Consider the following 20,720-nt stretch of genomic DNA (forward strand, 5'->3'; position numbering starts at 1 on the left):
GGCGCTCAGCCCTCCAGCGCCGAGCGCAGGTCCCACAGGGTGCGCCAGGTCGCGGCCCCCTGCTCGGCCCGGCGGCGGACCGCACCGTCCCAGTAGCCGAGCAGCCGGGCGGTGTCGGCCGGATCGTCCTTGCGGACCACGCCGATCAGCTGTCCGGGCAGCCGCCCGAGCAGGTCGCCGTCGCCGTCGAGGTAGGCGGCGGTGACGCCGAGCGCGGTGGCCACCGAAACGGCCTCGGCGGTGCTCATCACGGTGGACGGCCGCTCGACGTCCCAGCCCTCGACGGACCGGCCGGTGCGCAAGTCCCGGAAGGCCGTCACCAGTGCCTCCAGCACGGTGTCGTCCACCGCGTAGGGCGCGCCGGCCCGGGCGACGGCGGCGGTGGACTGGCGGCGGACCAGCTCGACCTCGGCGGCGAGGTCGGCGATCGGGCCGACCGTCTCGAAGTTGAAGCGCCGCTTGAGGGCGGCGGACATCTCGGAGACGCCCTTGTCGCGCAGGTTCGCGGTGGCGATCAGGGTGAAGCCGGGTGCGGCGTGCAGCTGGCCGTCCTCGCCGGCGGCCAGCTCGGGGACGGCGATCCGCCGCTCGGAGAGCAGCGAGACCAGCGCGTCCTGCACCTCGGGCAGGCAGCGCGTCACCTCTTCGATCCGGGCGACCGCGCCGGTGGTCATCGCGGTGAGCACGGGCGAGGGCACCAGGGCCTCGCGGCTCGGGCCCTTGGCGAGCAGCAGGGCGTAGTTCCAGCCGTACTTCAGCTGGTCCTCGGTCGTGCCTGCGGTGCCCTGGACGGTGAGCGCGCTGGTGCCGCAGACGGCGGCGGCGAGCAGCTCGGAGAGCATGGACTTGGCGGTGCCCGGCTCGCCCACCAGCAGCAGGCCGCGCTCACCGGCCAGGGTGACGACGCAGCGCTCGACGAGCGCCCGCTCGCCGACGAACTTCGGTTCGATGGCCATGCTCTTCCGGCCGCACCTGAGCTTCCCGCCGTCACTGCCGAGGACGAAGGTCACCACGGCGCGCGGGGTGAGCCGCCAGCCGGGCGGGCGCGGGCCCGAGTCGTAGGCGGCGAGGAACTCCAGTTCGGCGGCGTACTTCTGCTCGGGCGGGACGATCTGGCGGTCCCGGGTGGCCGCCCCGTCCGCCGGAGCGGCCTTGGCCGTCCTGCGGTCGGACGGGGCGGTCCTGGCGGTACTGCGGTCGGACGGGGTGGTCTTGTGGTCGGACGGGGTGGCGGGGGTGCTCATCGGCGGCCTCTCCTGCGGTTGTCGGTCTTGAGCTCTTCGTAGCCGGGCAGGTCGCCCTCGGTGATCCGCTGCCAGGCGCGGACGAACAGTGCCGGTGCCGTCAGGTGCGGCAGGATCGCGTGGTTCGCCGGCAGGTCGTACAGGCCGGACTTCCAGGTCTCCACCGGCAGCCCGGGGGCCTTGGCCTCCTGCCAGCCGCCGGGCAGGAAGAGGCTGCGACCGGCCCGGGCCCGCTTGGCCTCCAGGACCAGGTCGGTGGCGGCGAGTTCGGCGCGGGCCTGCTTCAGTCTCGCGGGCTTCCAGCCCGTCCAACGGGCGGTGTTGCGGTCGGTCGGGTCGGGGAGGGCGAGCAACTGGAGGTAGAGGGCGGCGGCGTCCGCGCCGAGCCCGCGGGCCTCGGCCACCTCGGTGACCAGTGCCGGCGCGCTGCGCTGCGGGTCCTGCGCCCAGCCGGCCGGCTCACCGGGCGGGAAGTCGGCGGCCACCAACTGCGCCAGCTCGTCGTCGAGCAGGGCGCGCAGGGCGGGAAGCTCCTGCCTGACGTAGTAGCCGCCGACCAGGCCCGAGAGCAGGTCCACCAGCGGGTCACTCGCGCCGGTGAGCGCGGCCGGACGCAGGAAGGCGGTCTCGCCGTAGCGACTCGGGGCCAGGACGATCGCCTCGCCGCAGGCCACCAGGCCGTCGCTGCCCGCACCGCCCTGCTCGGGCAGCCCTGAGTGGGCGCGCAACACGGCCGCGAGCGGCTTGCCCGCGGTGAAGTGCAGTTCGAGGTTGAGCAGCAGCTGCGGGTCGGCGAGCCGCTTGCGGATCGCCGCCAGCGCGGCCGGCAACAGCGGGCGCAGCCCGTCCCCGTACGGAAGGTGGTAGGCCAGCCAGCGCAGGGCGCTGACCGCCTCGGTCATGCTCTGTCCGTCGGGCATGGCGTGCGGGTCGTCGGGCAGCAGCTCCTGGCCGTCGTACACCTGGCGCAGCCGCATGGTGGTGGTGCGGGCCAGCCATGGGGTGGTCGCCGCGTTGAGCATGTCCTCGATCGCGCCGATGGTCGTCCCGTTGACGGTGGCCTGGGCCTCGTCGGGGAGGGTCACCAGCCGGCCGCGCCGCCGCGTCCAGGCCTTCGCGGCGGCGGCCGTCGCCAGGCCGGTGCGCCACAGCTCGGCCGGCTCGGCGGGCAGCAGGGCCGCCGAGGCGGCGTCCCGGTCCGCCCGGTCGACCGCGCGCAGCCACTGCCGGGCGGCCTTGGCCTGCGCGGTCTTCAGCCCGAGCAGGCCGAGCTGCTCGGCGCCGAGGAAGTCGCCGGACCAGCCGTACAGGCCGGGCGGGTTGGCCAGCAGCAGGGCTGCTCGGGCCCGGCCGATCCCGGTGGCCGCACCGAACTCCTCAACCTGCTCGGGCCGCCAGGCGAGCGGGCCGTGCTGCTCGAGCCGGGCGGTGAAGCCGGTGACCCAGTCGGCCGGCAGGTCGTCGCTGACGCGCTGCTCCTCGCACGCGCCGAAGTGGGCGACCCGGGTGAACTCGCCGGACGGGTCGTGGTCCAGCGCGAGCCAGTCCACCTGCCGGCCCTCGCCGTAGTGGCGCTGGCAGGCCACCACGACCACGGTGCGCTCGCCGCACCGCAGCACCTGGCCCACCCGGGCGGAGCTGTCGCGGGTGCCTTCCTGCTTCTCGGTGAGCGTCACCTGGCGGAGCGCCGGGCCCCGGTCGGCGAGCCAGCCGCGGGTCAGCTCGGTCAGCAGCAGGGCGAGCGCGGACCTGGCCGGCTCGCCGGTGGTGGGTGAGGCGGCGGCCAGCACCAGCGGAGCGGTACGGCCGAGTAGCTGGAGCCAGCCGTGGTGCCGGCTGTCGCCGTGCAGCTTCAGGCGCTCGGGCTCGGCCGTCCATTCGGCCGGGCCGGCCTCCCGGCCGGCGGCCAGCAGTCCGGTGACGGCCCTGAGGTTGGCGAGCACGTGCCAGTGCCGGGACTGGTTCCCGCTCCAGCTGTTGCCGAAGCCGTCGACGGAGCCGAAGACGCCCTGGAGTGCCTCCCGGAGCAGCTCGTCGTGCCCGTGCTCCGGCTGGTAGGCGGCGGGCATCGCGCTGTCGGCCGCGTCGGCCCGGGTGGACGCCGCGGGCTGTGGCAGCGGCGTGTAGCGGGCCGCGCGGGTGGCGGTGTCGGTGGCCAGCCGGGCGAGGCCGGCCACGCCGAGGACCAGCAGCGGATGGGTCAGGCCCGGCAGCACCCGGGCGACGGCCTCAGCCGGGGTGGCCTCCCTCGCCCTGGCGCCCGCGACCTGCCGGGGCTTGCCCTGGATCAGCAGCAGTTCGGGGTGGTGCGGCGGGGTGGCGTCCTCGTCGTCCACGGGCCAGGCGGCGTCGACCAGTTCGGCTGCCTGCCGGTCCGTCACGGCGCGCAGCAGCCGGGAGCTCTCCACGTCGCGGGGACGCAGCGCGTGCCAGTGGTCAAGCGGCGGCACCAGGGACGTGCCTGCGGCATGCAGCTGGCCGGGGCCGCCGCTGGTCAGCTCGGTGTACACCTCGCTCTGTGCACCGGTGCCGTCGGCCGGGCCGAGGGCGAGGTCGCGGTTCTCCGCGATCAGCGCCGGACAGGCGCCGCCGGGCAGGACGAGGCGGCCGGCCGGGTACCGGTCGTAGCGGGAACGGGTGACCGGCAGGGTGACCGTCCGGCCGTCGGTGCCGTGGAAGGTCATCGTGCTGCCGTCGCCGCGCACCGAGCCGCCGAGCGTGGTGCCGTCGGTGCCCAGTGGGCTGTGTTCGAGTCCGGGCTGGAGCGGGAGCAGCCGGGAGAGCTCCGGTCGGAGCGGGCCCGCCTGGTCTCCGGCGGAGGCGAACGCGGGCGGGACGCAGCTGCGGCCGTGGCTGCCGGTCGCCGGGTCGTACTCGGCCAGGGCGAGGCGGTCGCCGGTGCGGTGGAGCGTCCAGTACCCGGTACCGTCGCCCATGATCGTCCGCTCGTGCGGCAGGGTGGTGTCGCCGGCGTGCAGGGCCCGGGCGCCGGTGGCCCGGCCGCCGCCGGGCAGCGGCAGTGAGGTGGGAGCGAGTTCGCGGACGCCGTAGTAGCCGCCGACCAGGCGCTCGCCGGTCAGGGTGAGGACCTCGGCGGGCCGCCCGGACCAGTAGCCGCGCTGCTCGCCGTCCTCGTACCAGGCGACCAGGAGTTCGCCGTCGACGTAGCGCAGCCGCGGCTGGTTCCACTTGGGCAGGTCGGCGGGCAGGCGCAGCTCGTGCTCCAGGAGGACGCCGTCCGGGCCGACCACCACGGCCTTGCGCCCGCGGGAGAGGATCAGCGCGGGCCAGGCGTCCTCGATCTGCAGCTCGTTCTTGGCCGACCGGCCGGGGGCGGCCCCGGGGAGGTCGTAGCCGAGCCGGTGCAGCCCGTCCTCCAGGGCGGGCCAGCCCAGTTCGTCGAGGATGCCGGCCCGCAGGGTGCGGCCGAGCAGGGCGGCCACGTCCAGTCGGGCGATCCTGGCGGCGGCGGCCGGGCTGGCGTCGATGATGGCGTGGCGCACCGGGCCGAGCGAGAGCAGCAGCTTGTGGGCGCCGGCCAGGCCGCGCGCGGTCAGCAGTTCGTCGGCCCGGTCGTCGGCCCAGCGCACGAACTGCTCCTGCAGCACCGGGTACCGGGTGATGAGCCCGCTGAGCTTGCCGGCGTCGGCCGATCCCCAGACCGGCGCGATGGCGTCCTGCAGCATCCGGCAGAAGCGCGGGTCGGCCGCCACGGCTGCCAGGTCGCGCCGGCCGGGGCCGCCGTGCGCCAGCCAGACACCGAGGTTGACGGACATGGCCGACGGCGGGTCCGCGACCGGCACCCGCTCGGCGAGCAGCAGGTCGAGCAGGTTGAGCGCGGTCGGGTGGCTCTGCGAGATCTCCACCGGGACGGCCTCGGCGCGCAGCCGGTCCGCCATCTGCGCGGCGAGTTCCAGTGTCGCCGCGCAGCTGGGGCGGGAGTGCCAGCCGCGGTTGAGGTGGGTGAGCCATCGCTGCAGCCAGCGGGCCGCGGGCTCCGCCGCCGCGGCCGCCGGGTCGGTCAGGAGCCGGTCCGCGCCGCTCTCGCGGAGGATCGCCAGCCAGCCCTCGTCGACGGCGGCATGGTCCCCGCCGCCGGGCGGGGTGGGCAGGATCTCCAGCAGCCGGGCCCGGACCGTCTCGTCGCGGCGGGCCAGCTCGATCAGTGCCGGCCGCCAGGACTTCCAGAGGGCGGCGGGGGCGCGGACGACGGCGGGGACGGGCAGCAGCTCGGCGAGCAGTGCCTGCTCCTGCTCGCGCTGGTCGAGCCCGGCGGCCTTGATCAGCGCCCGGGCGTCCTCGGCGATGCCCGCGTAGGGGGCCATGCCCGCACCGGAGCGCTCGGCGCACAGCTGACGGAACCGCTGCCAGGCGGTCATCGCGTCGAGCCGGCCGGCGAGGTCCTTGACGTACTGGCGCAGGGCCTTGACGGTGAGTGCGCCGCCCAGGGCGAACTCCAGGAAGACGGCGCGCAGCCGCTCCTCGTCGATCTCCAGGCTGAAGGTGCGCTCGGCCTCGCGGGCCTTGCCGAAGAAGGTGGCCGCGTACGTCTGGTTGCCCTGCTCCAGGAAGATCCGGCCGACCTGCTCGCAGTACGTCGGAAGGAAGTGCGGCACCGCGCGCCCGAGGCGGACGGCCAGCCGCTCGAAGCCGTCCTTGGCGTTGCCGGGCTTGGACCTGGCCTGGCGGGCCAGGCGTTCCATCTCCTTGACCACATCCAGCGCGTGGTGGCCGTTGGCGGGGTCGTGGACCAGGGCCCAGGCCGGGAAGCCGAGGGCCTCCTGGCGGACCTGGCCGACCTCGGCCGGCTCTTCGGCTGGCGTCAGGTCGAGGAACTCCAGGGCGAGGTCCTCGGCCTGGCCGAGTGCGCCGGGCACCAGCCGGACCACCGTGCGCCCGTCCAGGGCCGGGTGCCGGTAGGCGCGGGCGGTGAGCACGTCCACGGTGCTCTCGGGGTGGCCGGTGTCCGCCGGGGTGCCGGCCGGGAGGATGCCGCCGCTGTCGAGCAGGCCCTCCCGGTAGCGGTCGTCCGTCGGCCGCGTGGTCGTCGTCCCTGTGGTCGTCATGCCGATCCCTCCCCTTCGATCGTGCGGCCGGCGTACAGCGCGGCGGCCATCCGCATGCCCTCGGACCAGGCCACCGGGCCGACCTCGGCGAGCGGCACCGGCCGCCCGTCCGGGGCCGCCCAGCAGAGCGGGCCCGTCTCGCACTCGTCGTACTCGTAGTAGTCGCCCACCCAGAGGCGGGCCTCCAGCGCCCGGCCGTCCTCGACCAGGGAGGCGACCGCGTAGCCGCCGCGCACCCGGTACCCGAACCGGGCACAGCGGGCGACCAGTTCGCGCAGCTCCCGGTAGCGGCCGCCGGCGTAGGTGTCCGTCTGGACCGCCCTCGGGTCGAGGTCGGCGGGGCGGTGCCAGACCTCCCGGTGCAGCTGCTGGAGTTGCTGGGATACGCCCAACTCGGCCGCGAACTCGCGCAGTTCGTCCAGGTCATCGAGCAGGACGGGGTGCGGTATGCGGATCTCGGGGCCGGTGAGGCGGACCGTGTCGCCGTCCAGGTCGACCACGCCGATGCCGCGCTGCGGGTCCGCGCCGCGCAGGAAGCCCGCGAGGGCGCCGTCGGCGCTCGTCACCACCAGGTCGCGGAGCACCGACTGCCAGGCCTCGTCGGCCCAGACGGCGGTGAGCACCGCGGCGGGCACCGGGAGCGAGCGGACCATCCACCGCTCCGCCTCCAGCAGGCACTGCCGCTGGTGCGCGTCGAGCCACTCGGCCAGCCGGCGCAGCCCGGTGACGGCCGGGTCGTCCTTGAGTTTCGACGGCACCGTCTTCAGCTGGCGGCCGGCCGCGTTGCGGCACGCGACCTTCCCGTCGGATTCCAGGGTGACCTCGTAGCCACCCGCTGCCAGCCATGCCACGACCGTGCCCTCCCAGCTGCCGTTCCTGAGCTGGGTGAAACGTAGCGAGCCGTACTGACAATCGATCACCGTCCCCAGGCTGCGGCCTGCGGAGGACCTGGGTACCGGGCGGCACGGGTACTTCGGCGATCTCCCGGCGGCCCGCGGGCACACCGGTCCGATGGCCGGCCGGGGCGTCACCGCCCGCGCGGCGGTGTGTTGTCCGCGCGGCCGCGGCCCGGGCAGGCCAGGCTGGAGGCCGCGAGGGCGCGGCGTGCCCGCCGCCGACCCGTGCGCCCCAGGCGCACGCCGCCGGCCCGTCGGCGCGCGGGCGGTACCCGAAAGATGGCAGTGCTTAAATGAGCATATGGTCCGGTTTCTGGGCCGCTGGGCCCAGTCGGCCCCTTCTTCCGCCGGCCTGCGGCCGAACCGTCGGCGCGCGCGTCGACGTCCGGGGAACGCTTCCGTGGACGCTCGGCAGCCGCAGGGTGAGTACGGCGGTGCCGGTCCGCCCGCACGGCCCCCGGCCACGCTGATCGGCGTGCACAGCATCGCCGGCCAGGTCTTCGTGCTGCAAGTGGTGATCGTGCTGCTGCTGATCGTCGCCGCAGTGGTTGAGTTGCTGGCGCAGGCCCAGCGGGACAGCACCCAGGAGGCCCGCAACCGGTCACTGGCCGTGGCCCAGACCTTCGCCCACTCGCCGGGGATGCTGGCCGCACTGGCGGCGCCCGATCCGACCGCGATCCTGCAGCCGCGGGCCGAGGCCGCCCGGCAGGCGTCCGGGATGGACTTCATCGTCGTCATGACACCGGAGGGGATCCGCCTCACCCATCCGAACCCGAGCGAGATCGGGAAGCACTACATCGGCACCATCGCGCCGGCAGTGGCCGGCGGCACCGTCACCGAGACCTATGTCGGCACCCTGGGCCCGTCCGTACGCTCGGTGGTCCCGGTGGCCAGGCCGGGCGGCTCGGTCGCGGGGCTGGTCTCCGCCGGCATCACGATCAGCAAGGTGAGCGGAGTGGCCGACCGTCAGCTGCCGCTGATGCTCGGCTCGGCCGCGGCCGCGCTGGCGCTGGCCACCGGCGGCGCGGCGCTGGTGAGCAGGCGGCTGCGGCGGCAGACCCGCGGCCTCGGTCCCGCCGGGATCACCCGGATGTACGAGCACCACGACGCCGTGCTGCACGCCGTCCGCGAGGGTGTGCTGATCGTCGACGGCGAGCGCCGGCTCACCCTCGCCAACGACGAGGCGCGGCGGCTGCTCGACCTTCCCGCGGACGCCGAGGGCCGAGCCGTCACCGACCTCGGGCTCGACGCCAGCATGGCCGGACTGCTGATGTCCGGGGAGACCGCCACCGACCAGGTGTACCCGGCCGGGAACCGGCTGCTGGCCGTCAACCTGCGGCTCACGAAGCTCGGCGACGGGCCGCCCGACTTCGTGGCCACCCTGCGGGACACCACGGAACTGCAGGAGCTCGCCGGGAGGGCGGACGTGGCGCGGCAGCGGCTGAAGCTGCTGTACGACGCGGGCGCGGCGATCGGCACCACCCTCGACGTGGTGCGGACCGCGGAGGAACTGACGGAGTTCGCCGTTCCCCGCTTCGCCGACTTCGCCACCGTCGACCTGGCGGATCCGGTGCTGCGCGGTGACGAACCGACCGGTACGAACCTGGACATGCGGCGCACCGCCGTCCACGGCCTCCGTCCGAACGCGCCGCTGTACCGGGTGGGCGACCTGATCACCTGGTCCCCGGCCACACCGCAGGCCCGGGGCTTCCGGACTGGGCACGCCGTGCTCGAGCCCGACCTGCGCCTGGCGCCCGACTGGCAGGCGCAGGACCCCGACCTGACCGCACGGATGATGGCCTACGGCTTCCACTCGCTGATCACCGTGCCGCTCCAGGCGCGCGGAATCATCATGGGCATGGCCAACTTCTGGCGCTCCGCCAAGCCCGAGCCGTTCGAGGAGGACGACCTGTCGGTGGCCGAGGAGCTGGCCACCCGGGCAGCGCTGTGCGTCGACAACGCCCGCCGCTACACCCGCGAGCACAGCATGGCCGTCACCCTGCAGCGCAGCCTGCTGCCGCGCGACCTGCCCGCCCAGGACGCCCTGGACATCGCCCACCGCTACCTCCCGGCGCACTCCAGAATGGGCGGCGACTGGTTCGACGTCATCCCGCTGCCGGGCGCCCGGGTCGCGCTGGTCGTGGGCGATGTGGTGGGCCACGGCGTGCACGCCGCCGCCACCATGGGACGGCTGCGGACCGCGGTCCACAACTTCTCCGCCCTCGACCTGCCGCCCGACGAGCTCCTCGGGCACCTGGACGAACTGGTCCACCGGATCGACCAGGAGGAGACGGCCGCCGGCGACCGCACCGCGGTCACCGGGGCCACCTGCCTGTACGCGGTCTACGACGCGGTCTCCGGGGAGTGCGCGCTGGCCCGGGCCGGCCACCTCCCGCCCGCGCTGGTCCGCCCCGACGGCACCGCGGAGTTCCCCGAACTGCCGGCCGGACCGCCGCTCGGCCTGGCCGGACTGCCGTTCGAGACCGCGCACCTGCGACTGCCCGAGGGCAGCCGGCTGGTGCTGTACACCGACGGGCTCGTCGAGCGCCGGAACCACGACATCGAGACCGGACTGGAGCTGCTGCGCCGGGCCCTCGCCGAGCCCGGCAGGTCGCCGGAGGAGATCTGCGACGCGGTACTGGACGCCCTGCTGCCCGCCGAGCCGAGCGATGACATCGCCCTGCTGGTCGCCCGCACCCGGGTGCTGGCGGACGACCGGGTCGCCAGCTGGGACGTGCCGACCGACCCTGCCGCGGTCTCCCACACCCGGGCCGCCGTCACCCGGCAGCTGGACGAGTGGGACCTGGCCGACCTGGCCTTCAACACCGAGCTCATCCTCAGCGAGCTGACCACCAACGCCATCCGGCACGCCGGCGGCCCGATCCGGGTGCGCCTGCTCCGCGACCGCCAGCTGACCTGCGAGGTCTCGGACGCCAGCAGCACCTCGCCCCATCTGCGCTACGCGGCCAGCACCGACGAAGGCGGGCGCGGGCTGTTCCTGGTCGCGCAGTTCGCCGAGCACTGGGGCACTCGCTACACCGCCACCGGCAAGGTGATCTGGGCCTCGCAGACACTCCCGCAGCCGTAGGGCGCCGTCCGTACCCGGGGCCGTCCGCCCCTGATTCCCGACGCCTCTCGGGGGTGGCCCGCTTCACGTGGTGCCGATGCGCCGGCCCGTGGTCCGCTCCGGCCGGATCCGGACCCACAGCGGGTGGCTCCCGCCGGCCCACGACTCGGCCCCGGGCAGCCGGGAGATGCGCGCCACGGTGTCGGCGTCCTCGATGTACTCGGCCGTGCCGGTGATCAGCACGCTCCAGCCCTGGCTCAGGCGGTCGTCGATGTGGTCCGCCTCGAAGGACATCGCCGTGCCCGCCTCGGGGGCGGAGCCGCCCGGCCGGTCCGCGGGGTAGACCACGGTCCCGGAGTCGATGGTGTAATTGACGGGGTAGATCGCCGGGCCCGGCCGGACCGGCAGGGCGATCCGGCCGACGCCGTGGGTACCGAGCTTCTCCCAGCACTCGGGTTCGGCGAGGTGGATCAGGACCGGGCGCGGCGCCGGACCGGTCTGCCCCGGCGGGGCGTCGGTCCGCCCTTCGACCAGCTCCCGGTACGTCAGCCGCAGCGCCGCGGCGATCCGGAGGAAGCCTCCGGGGTCGAAGTCGGGCCCCATCCTGATCAGGTGCCGCAGATAGCCGGGGGCCATCGCGGCATGGTTCGCCAAGTCGTCCTCTGTCAATCCGAGTTGACGCATCCGATCGGTGATGCGCTGTGCGACGGCAACCCGATCGGCAGACCGGACGTCGGCGACTTCGGACTCGGTCTTCTCGTTCACCGTGGCCTCTCTCCCTCTGCGGGGCGACGCGGCCGGGTCCACTCGGCACGGTCAGACCCGCGGTGGCCGGGTCGGAACCCGCCGTGGCCGGTCCGTCCCGGTCGGCCTCACTCCGCGCGGACGATCACCACCGGGCAGGTCGCATGCAGCGCGCACTGCTGGCTCACCGAACCCAGCAGCGCACGGGCGAAGCCGCCGCGCCCCCGGCTGCCCACCACCAGGAGCTCGGCACCGACCGCCGCGTCGAGCAGTACGGCGGCCGGGTTGCCGAGCACCAGACGCGGATGCACCTGAACCGGGCACTCCTCCCCGAGCACTTCGCGCAGCTCGTCGGTGAACAGCCGGCGAGCGTTCTCCTCGTCGAGACTGGTGTCGACCACCGGCGCGTTCCAGCCGTACGCCACCGGCGGCTCCCAGGCACTCACCGCGTCCACCGCCCCACCGATCAGCCCGGCCTGCTGGACGGCCCACCGCAGCGCGGCACCCGACGACGGCGAACCGTCGACGCCGACCACGACACGGGGAGCCGCGTCACGGGGAGCCGATTCGTTCCCGTTCACAGGGCACCACCTCACCGCACTCGCGGACACTCTCCACGCTGCGCCCCCGGAGCCCGATCCGCGAGCCGTGCGCCTGGGTCCAACCCGGCGCGGCTGCCGAGGCGGACCTCAGCGCGCGGGCGGGGCCGGGTGCCAGGGAGCGTCGGGCCGGGTCGCCACCGGGGATCCGGTGATCCGCAGCGCGAACAGCCGCTGCTCGTCGTCGAGCGGGCCGAGGTATGTGTGGCCGGTCATGTGGCACCAGGCCGGCAGGTCGAGCGGTGCGGCCGGGTCGGTCGCGATGACGTGCACGATCGTTCCTGCCGGGGCGCCGTCGATGGCGGCGCGCAGCCGGAGCAGGAGGGCGACGCACAGCAGGCCGGTGCCGTCGACGGTGATGTCCGGCCGGGGCCGGGGCCAGGTGTTCATCGGCTGCTCGCGCTCGTGTCGCCGGCCGAGGCGGCCGCGGTCAGAACGTCCGCCGCGGTGGCGACGTCGCCTGGCGTGGCCCAGCGGCCGAGCGACAGGCGCAGGGCTCCCAGCGCCCGGCCGGTGGCCATGCCCATGGCGGTCAGCACGGGCGAGGGCGTGTGGGTGCCGCTGTGGCCGGCGGATCCGGTGGAGGCCGCGATGCCGGGTGCGGCCGGTCCGCCGGCCAGGCCCGGGCGGCCGGGCGAGGGCTGGATCATGCCAGGGCCCCGGTGGCGACGGGGAGTTCGGCAAGGCGCCACTCCAGCATGCCGTCGTTGAGGCGGATCGCGCGGCGCCCCCGTGCGGCCAGCAGCCGGACGGCGTCGTAGGCCAGCACGCAGTACTCGCCGCGGCAGTAGACGACGATCTCGGTGTCCCTGGGCAAGTCGTCGACGCGGTCGGCGAGTTCGTCGAGGGGGACGGAGAGGGCACCGGGGATGTGGCCGGCCAGGTACTCCTCGACCGGGCGCACGTCGAGCACGACGACGTCTCCGGCCGCCGCGCGGGCGCGCAGTTCCTCGTTGCCGACCTCTGTCGCGCCGTCCTGACCGAGGTAGGCGTCCAGAGCGGCGGGCACGGCGGCCTGGTGGCGTTCGGCGACCTTGCGCAGCAGCACCAGCAGCTGGCCGACGTCGTGGCCGGAGAGCCGGTAGTGGATGCGCACGCCCTCGCGGCGGGTGGCGACGAACCCGGCCTGCTTGAGCGCCTGCAGGTGCGCCGAGGCGGTGGTCAGATTCAGCCCGGCCGCCTTCGCGAGCGCGTCCACGGTGCGCTCGCCCTGGGCGAGCAGGTCGAGCAGTTCCAGGCGCTTCCCGCTGGCCAGGGCCTTCCCGCTGGCCGCGAACGCCTCGTACAGCTGCGCCTTCGCGCCGTTCTGGGGCATGGCGTCCTCCACGCTTTAATCCATGAATCCATGGAATATCGTAGCGCAGGCGCGGCAGCGGGCGAGGAAGGCGGCAGCCTCGATGGCCAGCCGAGGGGAACCAGGACCTGCTCCGCACCCTCCAGGTCGGCGAACCTCCACCCCCAGAGCCTGGGATGAGCCCGCAGCTGACGCAGCGGCCGCCGGCCGCCGTCGACACCCAGGCGAACACCGGGGAGGCGCGGACGACAACCCTGCAACCCCGACTCGCGCCGGCGTGCGCACCGCGCGTCGACAGGGCGCGGATGGGGCCCTCACCCCATCAAGCCGGAACAGAGCTTCCCGACGGCAGCGCACGGCAACCGCGCGAAAACCCGCAACACTGCCCCAACCAGGGGGAATACCTCACAGAGAGGCTCCCAACCCCTGCCCTCTAGGCATTCTCCACAAATCCATGGAATATCGCAGATAGAACGGGCGCCGAACCCGGATGCAGACCGCACCGGGGTCTCATGGAGGACTGAGATGGGCTTCACCGACGAACACCTGATACCGCTGGTCGACCAGGGGCTGGGCAACAGTGCCTACCTCGTCGACCTGGGCAACGGCAGCGCCCTGGCCGTGGACGCGAGCCGGGACCTGCGCACCCTGCGGGCCGCGGCCGAGCGGCGCGGCCTGACCGTCGCCTTCGCCGCGGACACGCACCTGCACGCCGACTTCCTCTCCGGCGCGGTCCAGCTCGGCCACGACGCCGCGGCCACCGTCCTGGCCTCCGCGGCCGGCCACCGCACCTTCCCCCACGTCGCACTGGCGGAGGGCGACGAGGTCGACCTGGGCGGGCTGACCCTGCGGGCGCTGGCCACCCCCGGCCACACCGACGAGCACCTGTCCTTCCTCCTCCTCGACGGCGCGGTCGAGCTCGGCGTGTTCACCGGCGGCTCGCTGATCGTGGACTCCGCCGCCCGCACCGACCTCCTCGGCCCCGAGCGCACCGAGGAACTGGCCCGTGCCCAGTACCGCTCCCTGCGGCGACTCGCCACCCTGCCCGACCACCTCCCGGTGTGGCCCACCCACGGGGCGGGCTCCTTCTGCGCGGCCCCGCCCGGCGCCGCGCGCACCACCACCATCGGCGCACAGAAGCAGTCCAACCCCCTTCTGGCAGCCCCCACCGAGGACGCCTTCGTGGCCGAGCTGCTGGCCGGCCTCGGCACCTACCCCGTGTACTTCACACGGCTCGCCGAACGCAACCGCACCGGACCTCGTGTACTCAGCGGCCCCCCGCTGCTCCCGCTGCTGGACGCCGCCCGCATCAAGCAACTCCTCGCGGACGGCGGGCACGTCGTCGACGTGCGCCCGGCCGTCGAGTTCGCCGCCGGGCACATCCCCAAAGCCCTGTCCATCCCGCTGCGCGACCAGTTCGCGACCTGGCTCGGCTGGCTCCTGCCCGACACCGCCCCGCTGGCCTTCGTCACCGGCGCCGGCCAGGACTTGAACGAGCTCGTCTGGCAGGCGTACAAGATCGGCTACGAGCGCCTGGCCGGACACCTGGACGGCGGCATGCGGGCCTGGCGCGACGCCCAAGGCCCCGTCACCGCAACCACGTTGGTCACCGCCGACCAGACCGGCAGCCGCCCCTACCTCGATGTCCGCCAGTACGCGGAGTTCACCGCCGGTCACGTGCCCGGGGCCGCCCACATCGAACTCGGCGACCTGGCCGGCCTCGCCGCCGAGGCCCCGCACGGAGCACTGGTCGCCTGCGGCCGCGGCGAGCGCGCCATGACCGCCGCCAGCATCCTCGAACGCGCCGGCCGTACGGACCTGGCCGTCCTTTCGGGCGGGCCCGCCGACTACGCGCGTGCCCACGGCCGGCCCCTGGTCGACGGCACGGAGGCCGCGCACTCATGAGTACGACGTCCTACGCCGCGCCGGCGAAGCCGTCCCGGCCGGTCCGGCTCGGCCTGCGGGAGAACCGGCTGCAGTTCACCCTCCCGGTCATCGTCAACACCTGCGTGGGCGGCCTGGTCGGGCTCGAGCGCACCACCGTCCCGCTCATCGGCGCCGACACCTTCCACCTGGCCAGCGACCTGGCCGCCTTCACTCGCCTCCGGGCGCTCTGACCCGGCGCCGACAGTCGTCGCTCCCGCGCTCCCTCCCTCGTCGTCCGCGACACCGCCGCGCACGTCGCCCTCGAAATCGCCCAGCACCCCAGGCCCGCAACCGGGGAGCAGGGTCCCGGCCTGCGGCCGACCTTCGTCCGCACCACGTGGCGCAACCGCTCCCTGCGCGGCGCCAGCCAGGCCGGGCTGGTCAACAACCTCAACGACGGTCTCACCTGGGGCGTTTTCCCCCTGTTGTTCACCCAGCACGGCCTCGGACTCGCCGCCGTCGGCCTGGTCAAGGGCCTGTACCCGCTGCTGTGGAGCTTCGGTCAGATCCCCACCGGCCACCTCACAGACCGCATCGACCGCAAGCCGCTCACCGTCACCGTCACCGTCACCGTCACCGGCATGCTGGTCCAGTCCGCCGGCTTCGTCCTCGCCCTCGTCCTGCTCGACCGGCCACTGCTCGCCGGCATCGCCGCCGCCGCCCTCCTCGGCATCGGCACCGCGATGGTCTACCCCGCGCTGATCGCCTCGGTCTCCGACCATGCCCACGGCGTGGTCACCGCCGAGGCCCGCCCCGGCTCACCGGGCCGGGCGGCTCGCGGCCAGCAGGTCGTGCAGCAGCGGCAGCAGTTCCCCCGGCTCCGCCTCGGCCAGTTCACCGAACGCCCCGCTGGAGCGGGCCAGGACCACTCCGGCGAAGGCCGCCGCCGCGAGCTCGGCCCGCAGCCGGGGTCGGTCCACCTGCTCGGCGGCGAACCGGTCGCACAGCGGCTGCACCAGCCGCTCGTCGAGGTGACCACGGGCGGCCTGCTGCACCTCGGTGTTGTCACTCGGCAGCACAGCGGCCTGGAAGGAGGGTCCGGGACCGCGCCGGTCGAACCGCTCCAGCAGGCCGCGCAGCCGGTCCTCGTCCAGCAGGTCGGCCGGCACCGCGTCCCCCTGCTCGACCCGTACGGCGGCCAGGTAGAGCTGCATCTTGCTGCCGAAGTAGCGGGCGATCAACGCCGGGTCGACGCCCGCCCGTTCACCGATCTCCCGGGTGGTGGTGCGCTCGAAACCGCGGTCGGCGAAGAGCTCCATCGCCGCCTGGACGAGTAGTTCCCGGCTGCGGGCGGCGTCGCGGCGCCGGCCCGGCGCGGGCGCCTTCCCACCGTCCGCGGCCGCCCCGTCGCGCCCCCGTCCCGCCTCGGTCACCGCTCGGCCCGGGTGTGCAGGACCGGCACCTCGGCCTCGCCGGGTGCGATGTCCGCGATGCTCTCGTCCACCATCAGCTCCTCGTCCACGCTGGCCCGGTCGGCCGCCGGGGCGCTGCGCCGCGGCAGGACGATGGTAACCAGCCCGACCACCACCCACACCGCGCAGCTCAGCAGGGCGGCATCCCGGTAGCCGCTGTCGGCGGGCAGCAGCCGTCCTGGCGCGGTGTGCGCCTGCAGCACGGCGCCGCACAGGGCACTACCGGTGGAGTAACCGACGTAGCGCAGCACCTGGTTGAAGCTGACCGCACTGCCGACCTCGTCGGCGGGCACCGCGGCGACGATCAGTCCCGGCATCACCGCGAAGGTGCAGCCGACGCCCAGCCCGGCGACCGCCATCACCACCACGAGTTCCCACAGCCGGCTGCGGGCGGACAGGAAGAGCAGCACCGAGACCAGCGAGACCGCGCAGCCCAGCGGCAGCACCAGGGCGGTGGAGGTGCGCCGGGCCAGCACCGGGACCACCTTGCTGGAGAGTACGGAGAGCACGGAGAACGGCAGCAGCACCAGGCCCGCGACCACCACCGATCCGCCCAGGCCGTAGCCGGTGCTCACCGGGGTCTGCACATACCGGATCACCAGCGACATCAGCAGGTACATCCCGACGCCCGCGACCAGGCCCGCCACGTCGGCGGTCAGCACCGTCCGGTTGGCCAGGGTGCGCAGCTCCACCAACGGGTGGGCGGTGCGCAGTTCGTGCCGGATCCAACCGGCGATCAGCAGCACCGCAGCGGCCGCGACCACCCACAGGCGGCTACTTGCCCAGCCCCAGGTCTCCCCTTCGCTGAGCACCAGCAGCAATCCGGCGAGTGCCAGGCCGAGTAGCACCGCGCCCGCCGTGTCGAGCGGGTGCCGCACGCGCCCGGTGGCCGGGGGCAGCACCAGGGCGGCCAGCACCAGGGCCAGGGCGCTGATCACCGCGCCGAACCAGAAGCCGGCGTGGATGCCGAAGGACTGCGCGATCAGGCCGGTGATCGGGTAGCCGAGGCCTACGCCGGCGACGGTGGTGATCGAGAGCAGCGCGACGGCCGAGCGGGAGGCCGCGGCGGGCAGGCTGTCCCGGGCGGTGGCGATGGCCAGCGGGGTCAGTCCGAGCCCGACGCCCTGCAGCCCGCGGCCCGCGACCAGCCATCCGAACCCGAGCGGCAGCGCGGCCAGCACGCTGCCCAGCACCACCACGGCGGCCGCGACCAGCGTCACCGTCCGACGCCCCGGCCCGTCGCCGAGGCGGCCCAGCACCGGGGTGGCGACGGCCCCGACCAGCATGGTGATGGTCAGTGACCACTGGGCTTCGGCGAGCGATACGTGATCGGCGGTGGCGATGGTCGGGATCAGCGGGGCGCCGAGGCTGCTGATCACCGCCACCACGGTGCCGAGGAAGACCAGTACGGGCACCAGAGCCCGCTGCCGTCGCGTCGGCCGCCCCGTCTGGGTGTGCATGGACGCGCCCTCCCTTGTCGGAGATCGAGTTGTCATCAAGTGATGTCATCAGACGATGTCTTCAGATGATGACATACTCGCATCGCGCGACAGAAGCCGTCCGGACCAGGCGAACCCCCGGACGCCCGACCCAACCGCACACCGTCAGCGACCAGTTGGCGACTCTCCAGAGTCGACCCAGGGCAAATGGGAAGCGGCCGACGCCCGTTCGGGCATCAGCCGCTTCCCCTGCACCGGCGGCGGGCCGGTCGAGTGCCGTGCCGTCGTCGACCGACAAGGCATTGAACGTTCCCACCCCGGCCGTACGGGAGCCGGGCTCGGCCTGGCCACCCTCCGCCTTCGACCTACTGGTCCCGCTTCGCAGTTCGAAGAAGCTGCAGTGGCTTTGACATCCTCCCCCGGCTAAACCCGGGGGAGGATGTCAACGACGGATCGCGACCGCCCCGTAGCAGGAGGCCTCGGCATCGCTGACCGGATCGGCGGCGGAGGCCTCGTCCGGCCGCCACCTCGGAGTGGAGACGACACCCGGATCGAGGAGTTCCCAGCCGGTGAAGAACCGGGCGAACTGTTCCTTGGTGCAGGCGTGCACCGGGGTGCCGGCCGAGGTGTAGACCTGGATCAGCCGCGCGGCTTCCTCCGGCGCGAAGTCCGGCGTGAAGTGGCTGATCACCAGGGCGCTTCCGGCGGGCAGTTCGGCCTTGATCTCCTCGGCGATCCGGTGCGCCCGCCCCGGGACGAAGTGCAGCAGCGCGTTCATGCTGAGCGCGATCGGCCGGGAGAAGTCCAGCAGTTCCCGGGCCGCGGCCAGTACCCTCCCCGGCTCGCGTACGTCGCCGGGCACGTACGCGGTACGGCCCTGCGGGGTGCTGAGCAGCAGCGCCTGCGCATGAGTGAGGACGATCGGGTCGTTGTCGGCATAGACCACCCGGGCCTCGGGGATCTCCCGCTGGGCTATCTCGTGCAGGTTGGGCGAGGTGGGGATCCCGGTGCCGATGTCGAGGAACTGCCGGATGCCGGACCGGGCCAGCGCGCGGGTGGAGCGGTGCATGAAGGTGCGGTTGGCGCGGGCGGCGGCGCGCGCCCAGGGGAAGACCGCCAGGGCCCGGCCCGCGGCCTCCCGGTCGGCGGCGAAGTTGGTGGTGCCGCCCAGGTAGTAGTCGTACATCCTCGCCGAATGCGCCACATGCACGTCGAGGTTCACCTCGACATCCGATTCGGTGCCTGCTCGCACGGTGTCGTCCGCCACCCACTCCCCCAAGTGTCCGTGGTTCCCCATGTCCCGCGCCCGTCCCCGCGCGCAGGTCCGCCCCGCCGAGCCGGCCTGGCGAACCCTGGCGCGACCCCTGCCACTATGCCCACAACGGGCCCCGGAGAATCAAGGGCCGCATCGACACGAACGATGTGCACAGGCACGGTTGATCAGGAACGAGGCCCGATGGGACACTTGGTGCGTCGGTATGACGAAGTATCAAGTGATGATCAATCAGTCCACCGTTCGCAAATGTCTTTGTGTGATCACTTTCACAACAGCCCTCCAAATGAGCTCCAATGGTCTCGAGGGGACTCCGGTTCCCCTTGAACCGGCCGCACGCCGGAGCACCACGCGGCCAAAGGAGCAGCGGACCGGGCGGCCATCGGAGGGCCCGCCGGGGAGGATCGGGACGTGAACGAAAACGACTGGGCCGTACGGCCGAGTCGGCCCCGCCTGACGTTCGAGGCGTTCTGCGAGACACACGAGCGGGCATGGACGGGATTCGCCCGGGCGCGACTGCGCGACGGGGCGGACGCGGCCAGGGCGGTCGCGACGATGAAGGACCACCTGTGGAGCCACTGGGATCTCGCCCTGCGCCAGGCGGTTCCGGCGTGCTACGCCTGGATGCTCATCAAGGAGCACGTGGCCGACGCCCTCGCGGACGCCGTGCTCAAGGAAGCCCGGCTACCGCCGGAGTCCACCGTGCCGGACTGGGCGAGGGTGGTGCGCCACTTCGCCGACCAGGCCAGGATCAGCCTGGAGTCGCTGGAGGAGCGCGAGGATCTGTACGAGGCGATCCGGCGCCTGCCCGAGCGGCAGCACGACGTGGTCGTCCTGCGCTACCTGCTCGGTCTGCAGGACGCCCGGATCGCGGACTACCTCGGGATCACCGAGGCGAACGTACGCTCCACCGCGAGCCAGGCCGTCAAGCGGCTCGCCCGGGTCCTCGGCCGCGAGGCCGGGTGGGGGGAGGTGCGGTGAACCCCGGATCGGACCGCCTCGCGGGACGGGATCGCCCGGTGCGCGAGAACCGGCGGCCCGCACCTTCCCCGGCCGGCCGGGACGCGCCGGCCGGCCTGCCGCCGAAACAGCCCCCCGGCGCCTCCGGGTTGGCCTGGCGGCGGCTGATGACGGCGCCGGCACCGCTGCCGTCCGAGCACCAACAGGCCGCGCACGAGCTGGACTTACTGGCCTCACTGGTGCTGGCCGCCCCGGCGGCGGCGGCCTCGCTCGATCGGCTGGTCAACGACCGGCGGGTCCACCCCGAGGGCGCGCTGGTCCTCGGGGCGCTGCTGCTGATCACCGGGAACCGGGATGCGGCGCAGTTCTGGCTCCAGTTCGCGGCGGGCGGCGGCAACTACACGGCGGCGTCCTGTCTGAACCTGCTGCACCGCAGCCGTGGCGAGATCGAGGACGCCGACTTCTGGCGGCTCCAGGCGGAGGAGCTGGCGGCCCACCCGCGTCCCCGGCAGCGGGTGCTGGACGCGCCGTACGAACTGCTGCCCGCGCAGGTGCGCGCGGACATAATCGCGCGCTGCTACCACGGCCTGGACGTGCGGCTCCCCCCACGGCTGGCTGCGGTGATCAACCAACTCACCGTGGACGGCGACGACGAGGACCACGGCGAGATCCCGCAGCTGTCCGCCGATCTGGTCCGGAACCTGGCCTCGGCGGCGGGCTGAACGGACCGGCGTGGGGGCGGACCGACGCACGGGCGGTCAGGCGTGGGGGCGGACCGGCGTGGGGGCGGACCGACGCAC

Annotated in this window: 16 protein-coding genes and 1 pseudogene; 6 read left to right on the forward strand and 11 right to left on the reverse strand. The window is 73.9% G+C overall.

Translation table 11 applies throughout. The features are described from left to right. Positions 1-5 precede the first annotated feature (5 nt). Genes ABD369_RS03050 through ABD369_RS03060 form a run of 3 tightly spaced genes read right to left on the reverse strand, consistent with a single transcriptional unit; the run spans position 6 to position 7,161 of the window. A complete protein-coding gene (locus ABD369_RS03050; RefSeq protein ID WP_344634607.1) occupies positions 6-1,244 on the reverse strand; it encodes an ATP-binding protein in 1,239 nt (412 codons plus the stop codon). Continuing rightward, positions 1,241-6,310: a hypothetical protein gene (locus ABD369_RS03055; protein WP_344634608.1), complete on the reverse strand. Its 5,070-nt coding sequence runs from the start codon at positions 6,308-6,310 to the stop codon at positions 1,241-1,243. Before ABD369_RS03055 ends, ABD369_RS03050 begins: the two co-directional genes overlap by 4 nt. Next, positions 6,307-7,161: a DUF4132 domain-containing protein gene (locus ABD369_RS03060; RefSeq protein ID WP_344634749.1), complete on the reverse strand. Its 855-nt coding sequence runs from the start codon at positions 7,159-7,161 to the stop codon at positions 6,307-6,309. Before ABD369_RS03060 ends, ABD369_RS03055 begins: the two co-directional genes overlap by 4 nt. A 346-nt stretch (positions 7,162-7,507) precedes the next feature. Between ABD369_RS03060 and ABD369_RS03065 the strand changes: the two genes are divergently transcribed. Continuing rightward, entirely contained in the window at positions 7,508-10,294 is a 2,787-nt protein-coding gene (locus ABD369_RS03065) for a SpoIIE family protein phosphatase (RefSeq protein WP_344634609.1), read from the forward strand. A 63-nt stretch (positions 10,295-10,357) separates the two neighbouring features. On the opposite strand, the gene ABD369_RS03070 is transcribed toward ABD369_RS03065, so the two are convergent. From ABD369_RS03070 to ABD369_RS03090, 5 genes are all read right to left on the reverse strand, one after another. After that, positions 10,358-11,038 (reverse strand): helix-turn-helix domain-containing protein, encoded by a 681-nt coding sequence (locus ABD369_RS03070; RefSeq protein ID WP_344634610.1) that lies wholly within the window; start codon positions 11,036-11,038, stop codon positions 10,358-10,360. 107 nt (positions 11,039-11,145) lie between these two features. After that, positions 11,146-11,598, reverse strand: coding sequence for a universal stress protein (locus ABD369_RS03075; protein ID WP_344634611.1), 453 nt, complete (start codon positions 11,596-11,598; stop codon positions 11,146-11,148). Positions 11,599-11,706: 108 nt separating this feature from the next. Then, the gene (locus ABD369_RS03080; RefSeq protein ID WP_344634612.1) at positions 11,707-12,006 is read right to left on the reverse strand and encodes a sulfurtransferase TusA family protein; all 300 of its coding nucleotides are present in this window, start codon (positions 12,004-12,006) and stop codon (positions 11,707-11,709) included. Continuing rightward, on the reverse strand, positions 12,003-12,266 hold the full coding sequence (locus tag ABD369_RS03085; RefSeq protein ID WP_344634613.1) for a hypothetical protein: 264 nt from the start codon (positions 12,264-12,266) through the stop codon (positions 12,003-12,005). The genes ABD369_RS03080 and ABD369_RS03085 overlap by 4 nt, the downstream gene beginning before the upstream one ends. After that, positions 12,263-12,943 carry an ArsR/SmtB family transcription factor gene (locus ABD369_RS03090; RefSeq protein ID WP_344634614.1) on the reverse strand — a complete coding sequence of 227 codons (681 nt, stop codon included), beginning with the start codon at positions 12,941-12,943 and terminating at the stop codon, positions 12,263-12,265. Before ABD369_RS03090 ends, ABD369_RS03085 begins: the two co-directional genes overlap by 4 nt. A 492-nt stretch (positions 12,944-13,435) precedes the next feature. Here ABD369_RS03090 and ABD369_RS03095 point away from each other — a divergent pair, with 492 nt between their 5' ends. From ABD369_RS03095 to ABD369_RS03105, 3 genes and pseudogenes are all read left to right on the forward strand, one after another. Continuing rightward, positions 13,436-14,815, forward strand: a complete 1,380-nt coding sequence (locus ABD369_RS03095; RefSeq protein ID WP_344634615.1) for an MBL fold metallo-hydrolase — start codon at positions 13,436-13,438, stop codon at positions 14,813-14,815. After that, positions 14,812-15,027 carry a hypothetical protein gene (locus ABD369_RS03100; RefSeq protein WP_344634616.1) on the forward strand — a complete coding sequence of 72 codons (216 nt, stop codon included), beginning with the start codon at positions 14,812-14,814 and terminating at the stop codon, positions 15,025-15,027. Before ABD369_RS03095 ends, ABD369_RS03100 begins: the two co-directional genes overlap by 4 nt. 186 nt (positions 15,028-15,213) lie before the next feature. Beyond that, positions 15,214-15,549, forward strand: a pseudogene (locus ABD369_RS03105) (MFS transporter); the annotation flags it as partial. Positions 15,550-15,594: 45 nt separating this feature from the next. Here the strand turns inward: ABD369_RS03105 and ABD369_RS03110 are convergent. The 3 genes from ABD369_RS03110 to ABD369_RS03120 all read right to left on the reverse strand — a co-directional run bounded on the left by ABD369_RS03110 (position 15,595) and on the right by ABD369_RS03120 (position 18,984). Then, the gene (locus ABD369_RS03110; protein ID WP_344634750.1) at positions 15,595-16,095 is read right to left on the reverse strand and encodes a TetR/AcrR family transcriptional regulator; all 501 of its coding nucleotides are present in this window, start codon (positions 16,093-16,095) and stop codon (positions 15,595-15,597) included. 110 nt (positions 16,096-16,205) lie between these two features. Continuing rightward, positions 16,206-17,708 carry an MFS transporter gene (locus ABD369_RS03115; RefSeq protein ID WP_344634617.1) on the reverse strand — a complete coding sequence of 501 codons (1,503 nt, stop codon included), beginning with the start codon at positions 17,706-17,708 and terminating at the stop codon, positions 16,206-16,208. 421 nt (positions 17,709-18,129) lie between these two features. Further along, positions 18,130-18,984, reverse strand: a complete 855-nt coding sequence (locus ABD369_RS03120; protein WP_344634618.1) for an SAM-dependent methyltransferase — start codon at positions 18,982-18,984, stop codon at positions 18,130-18,132. Between the two features lie 387 nt (positions 18,985-19,371). Between ABD369_RS03120 and ABD369_RS03125 the strand changes: the two genes are divergently transcribed. Continuing rightward, positions 19,372-19,941, forward strand: coding sequence for a sigma-70 family RNA polymerase sigma factor (locus ABD369_RS03125; RefSeq protein ID WP_344634619.1), 570 nt, complete (start codon positions 19,372-19,374; stop codon positions 19,939-19,941). Continuing rightward, positions 19,938-20,642, forward strand: coding sequence for a hypothetical protein (locus ABD369_RS03130; RefSeq protein WP_344634620.1), 705 nt, complete (start codon positions 19,938-19,940; stop codon positions 20,640-20,642). The genes ABD369_RS03125 and ABD369_RS03130 overlap by 4 nt, the downstream gene beginning before the upstream one ends. The last annotated feature ends 78 nt before the right edge of the window (positions 20,643-20,720 follow it).

It is taken from the genome of Kitasatospora cystarginea, from assembly GCF_039533515.1.
In the GTDB taxonomy this organism is placed as follows: domain Bacteria; phylum Actinomycetota; class Actinomycetes; order Streptomycetales; family Streptomycetaceae; genus Kitasatospora; species Kitasatospora cystarginea.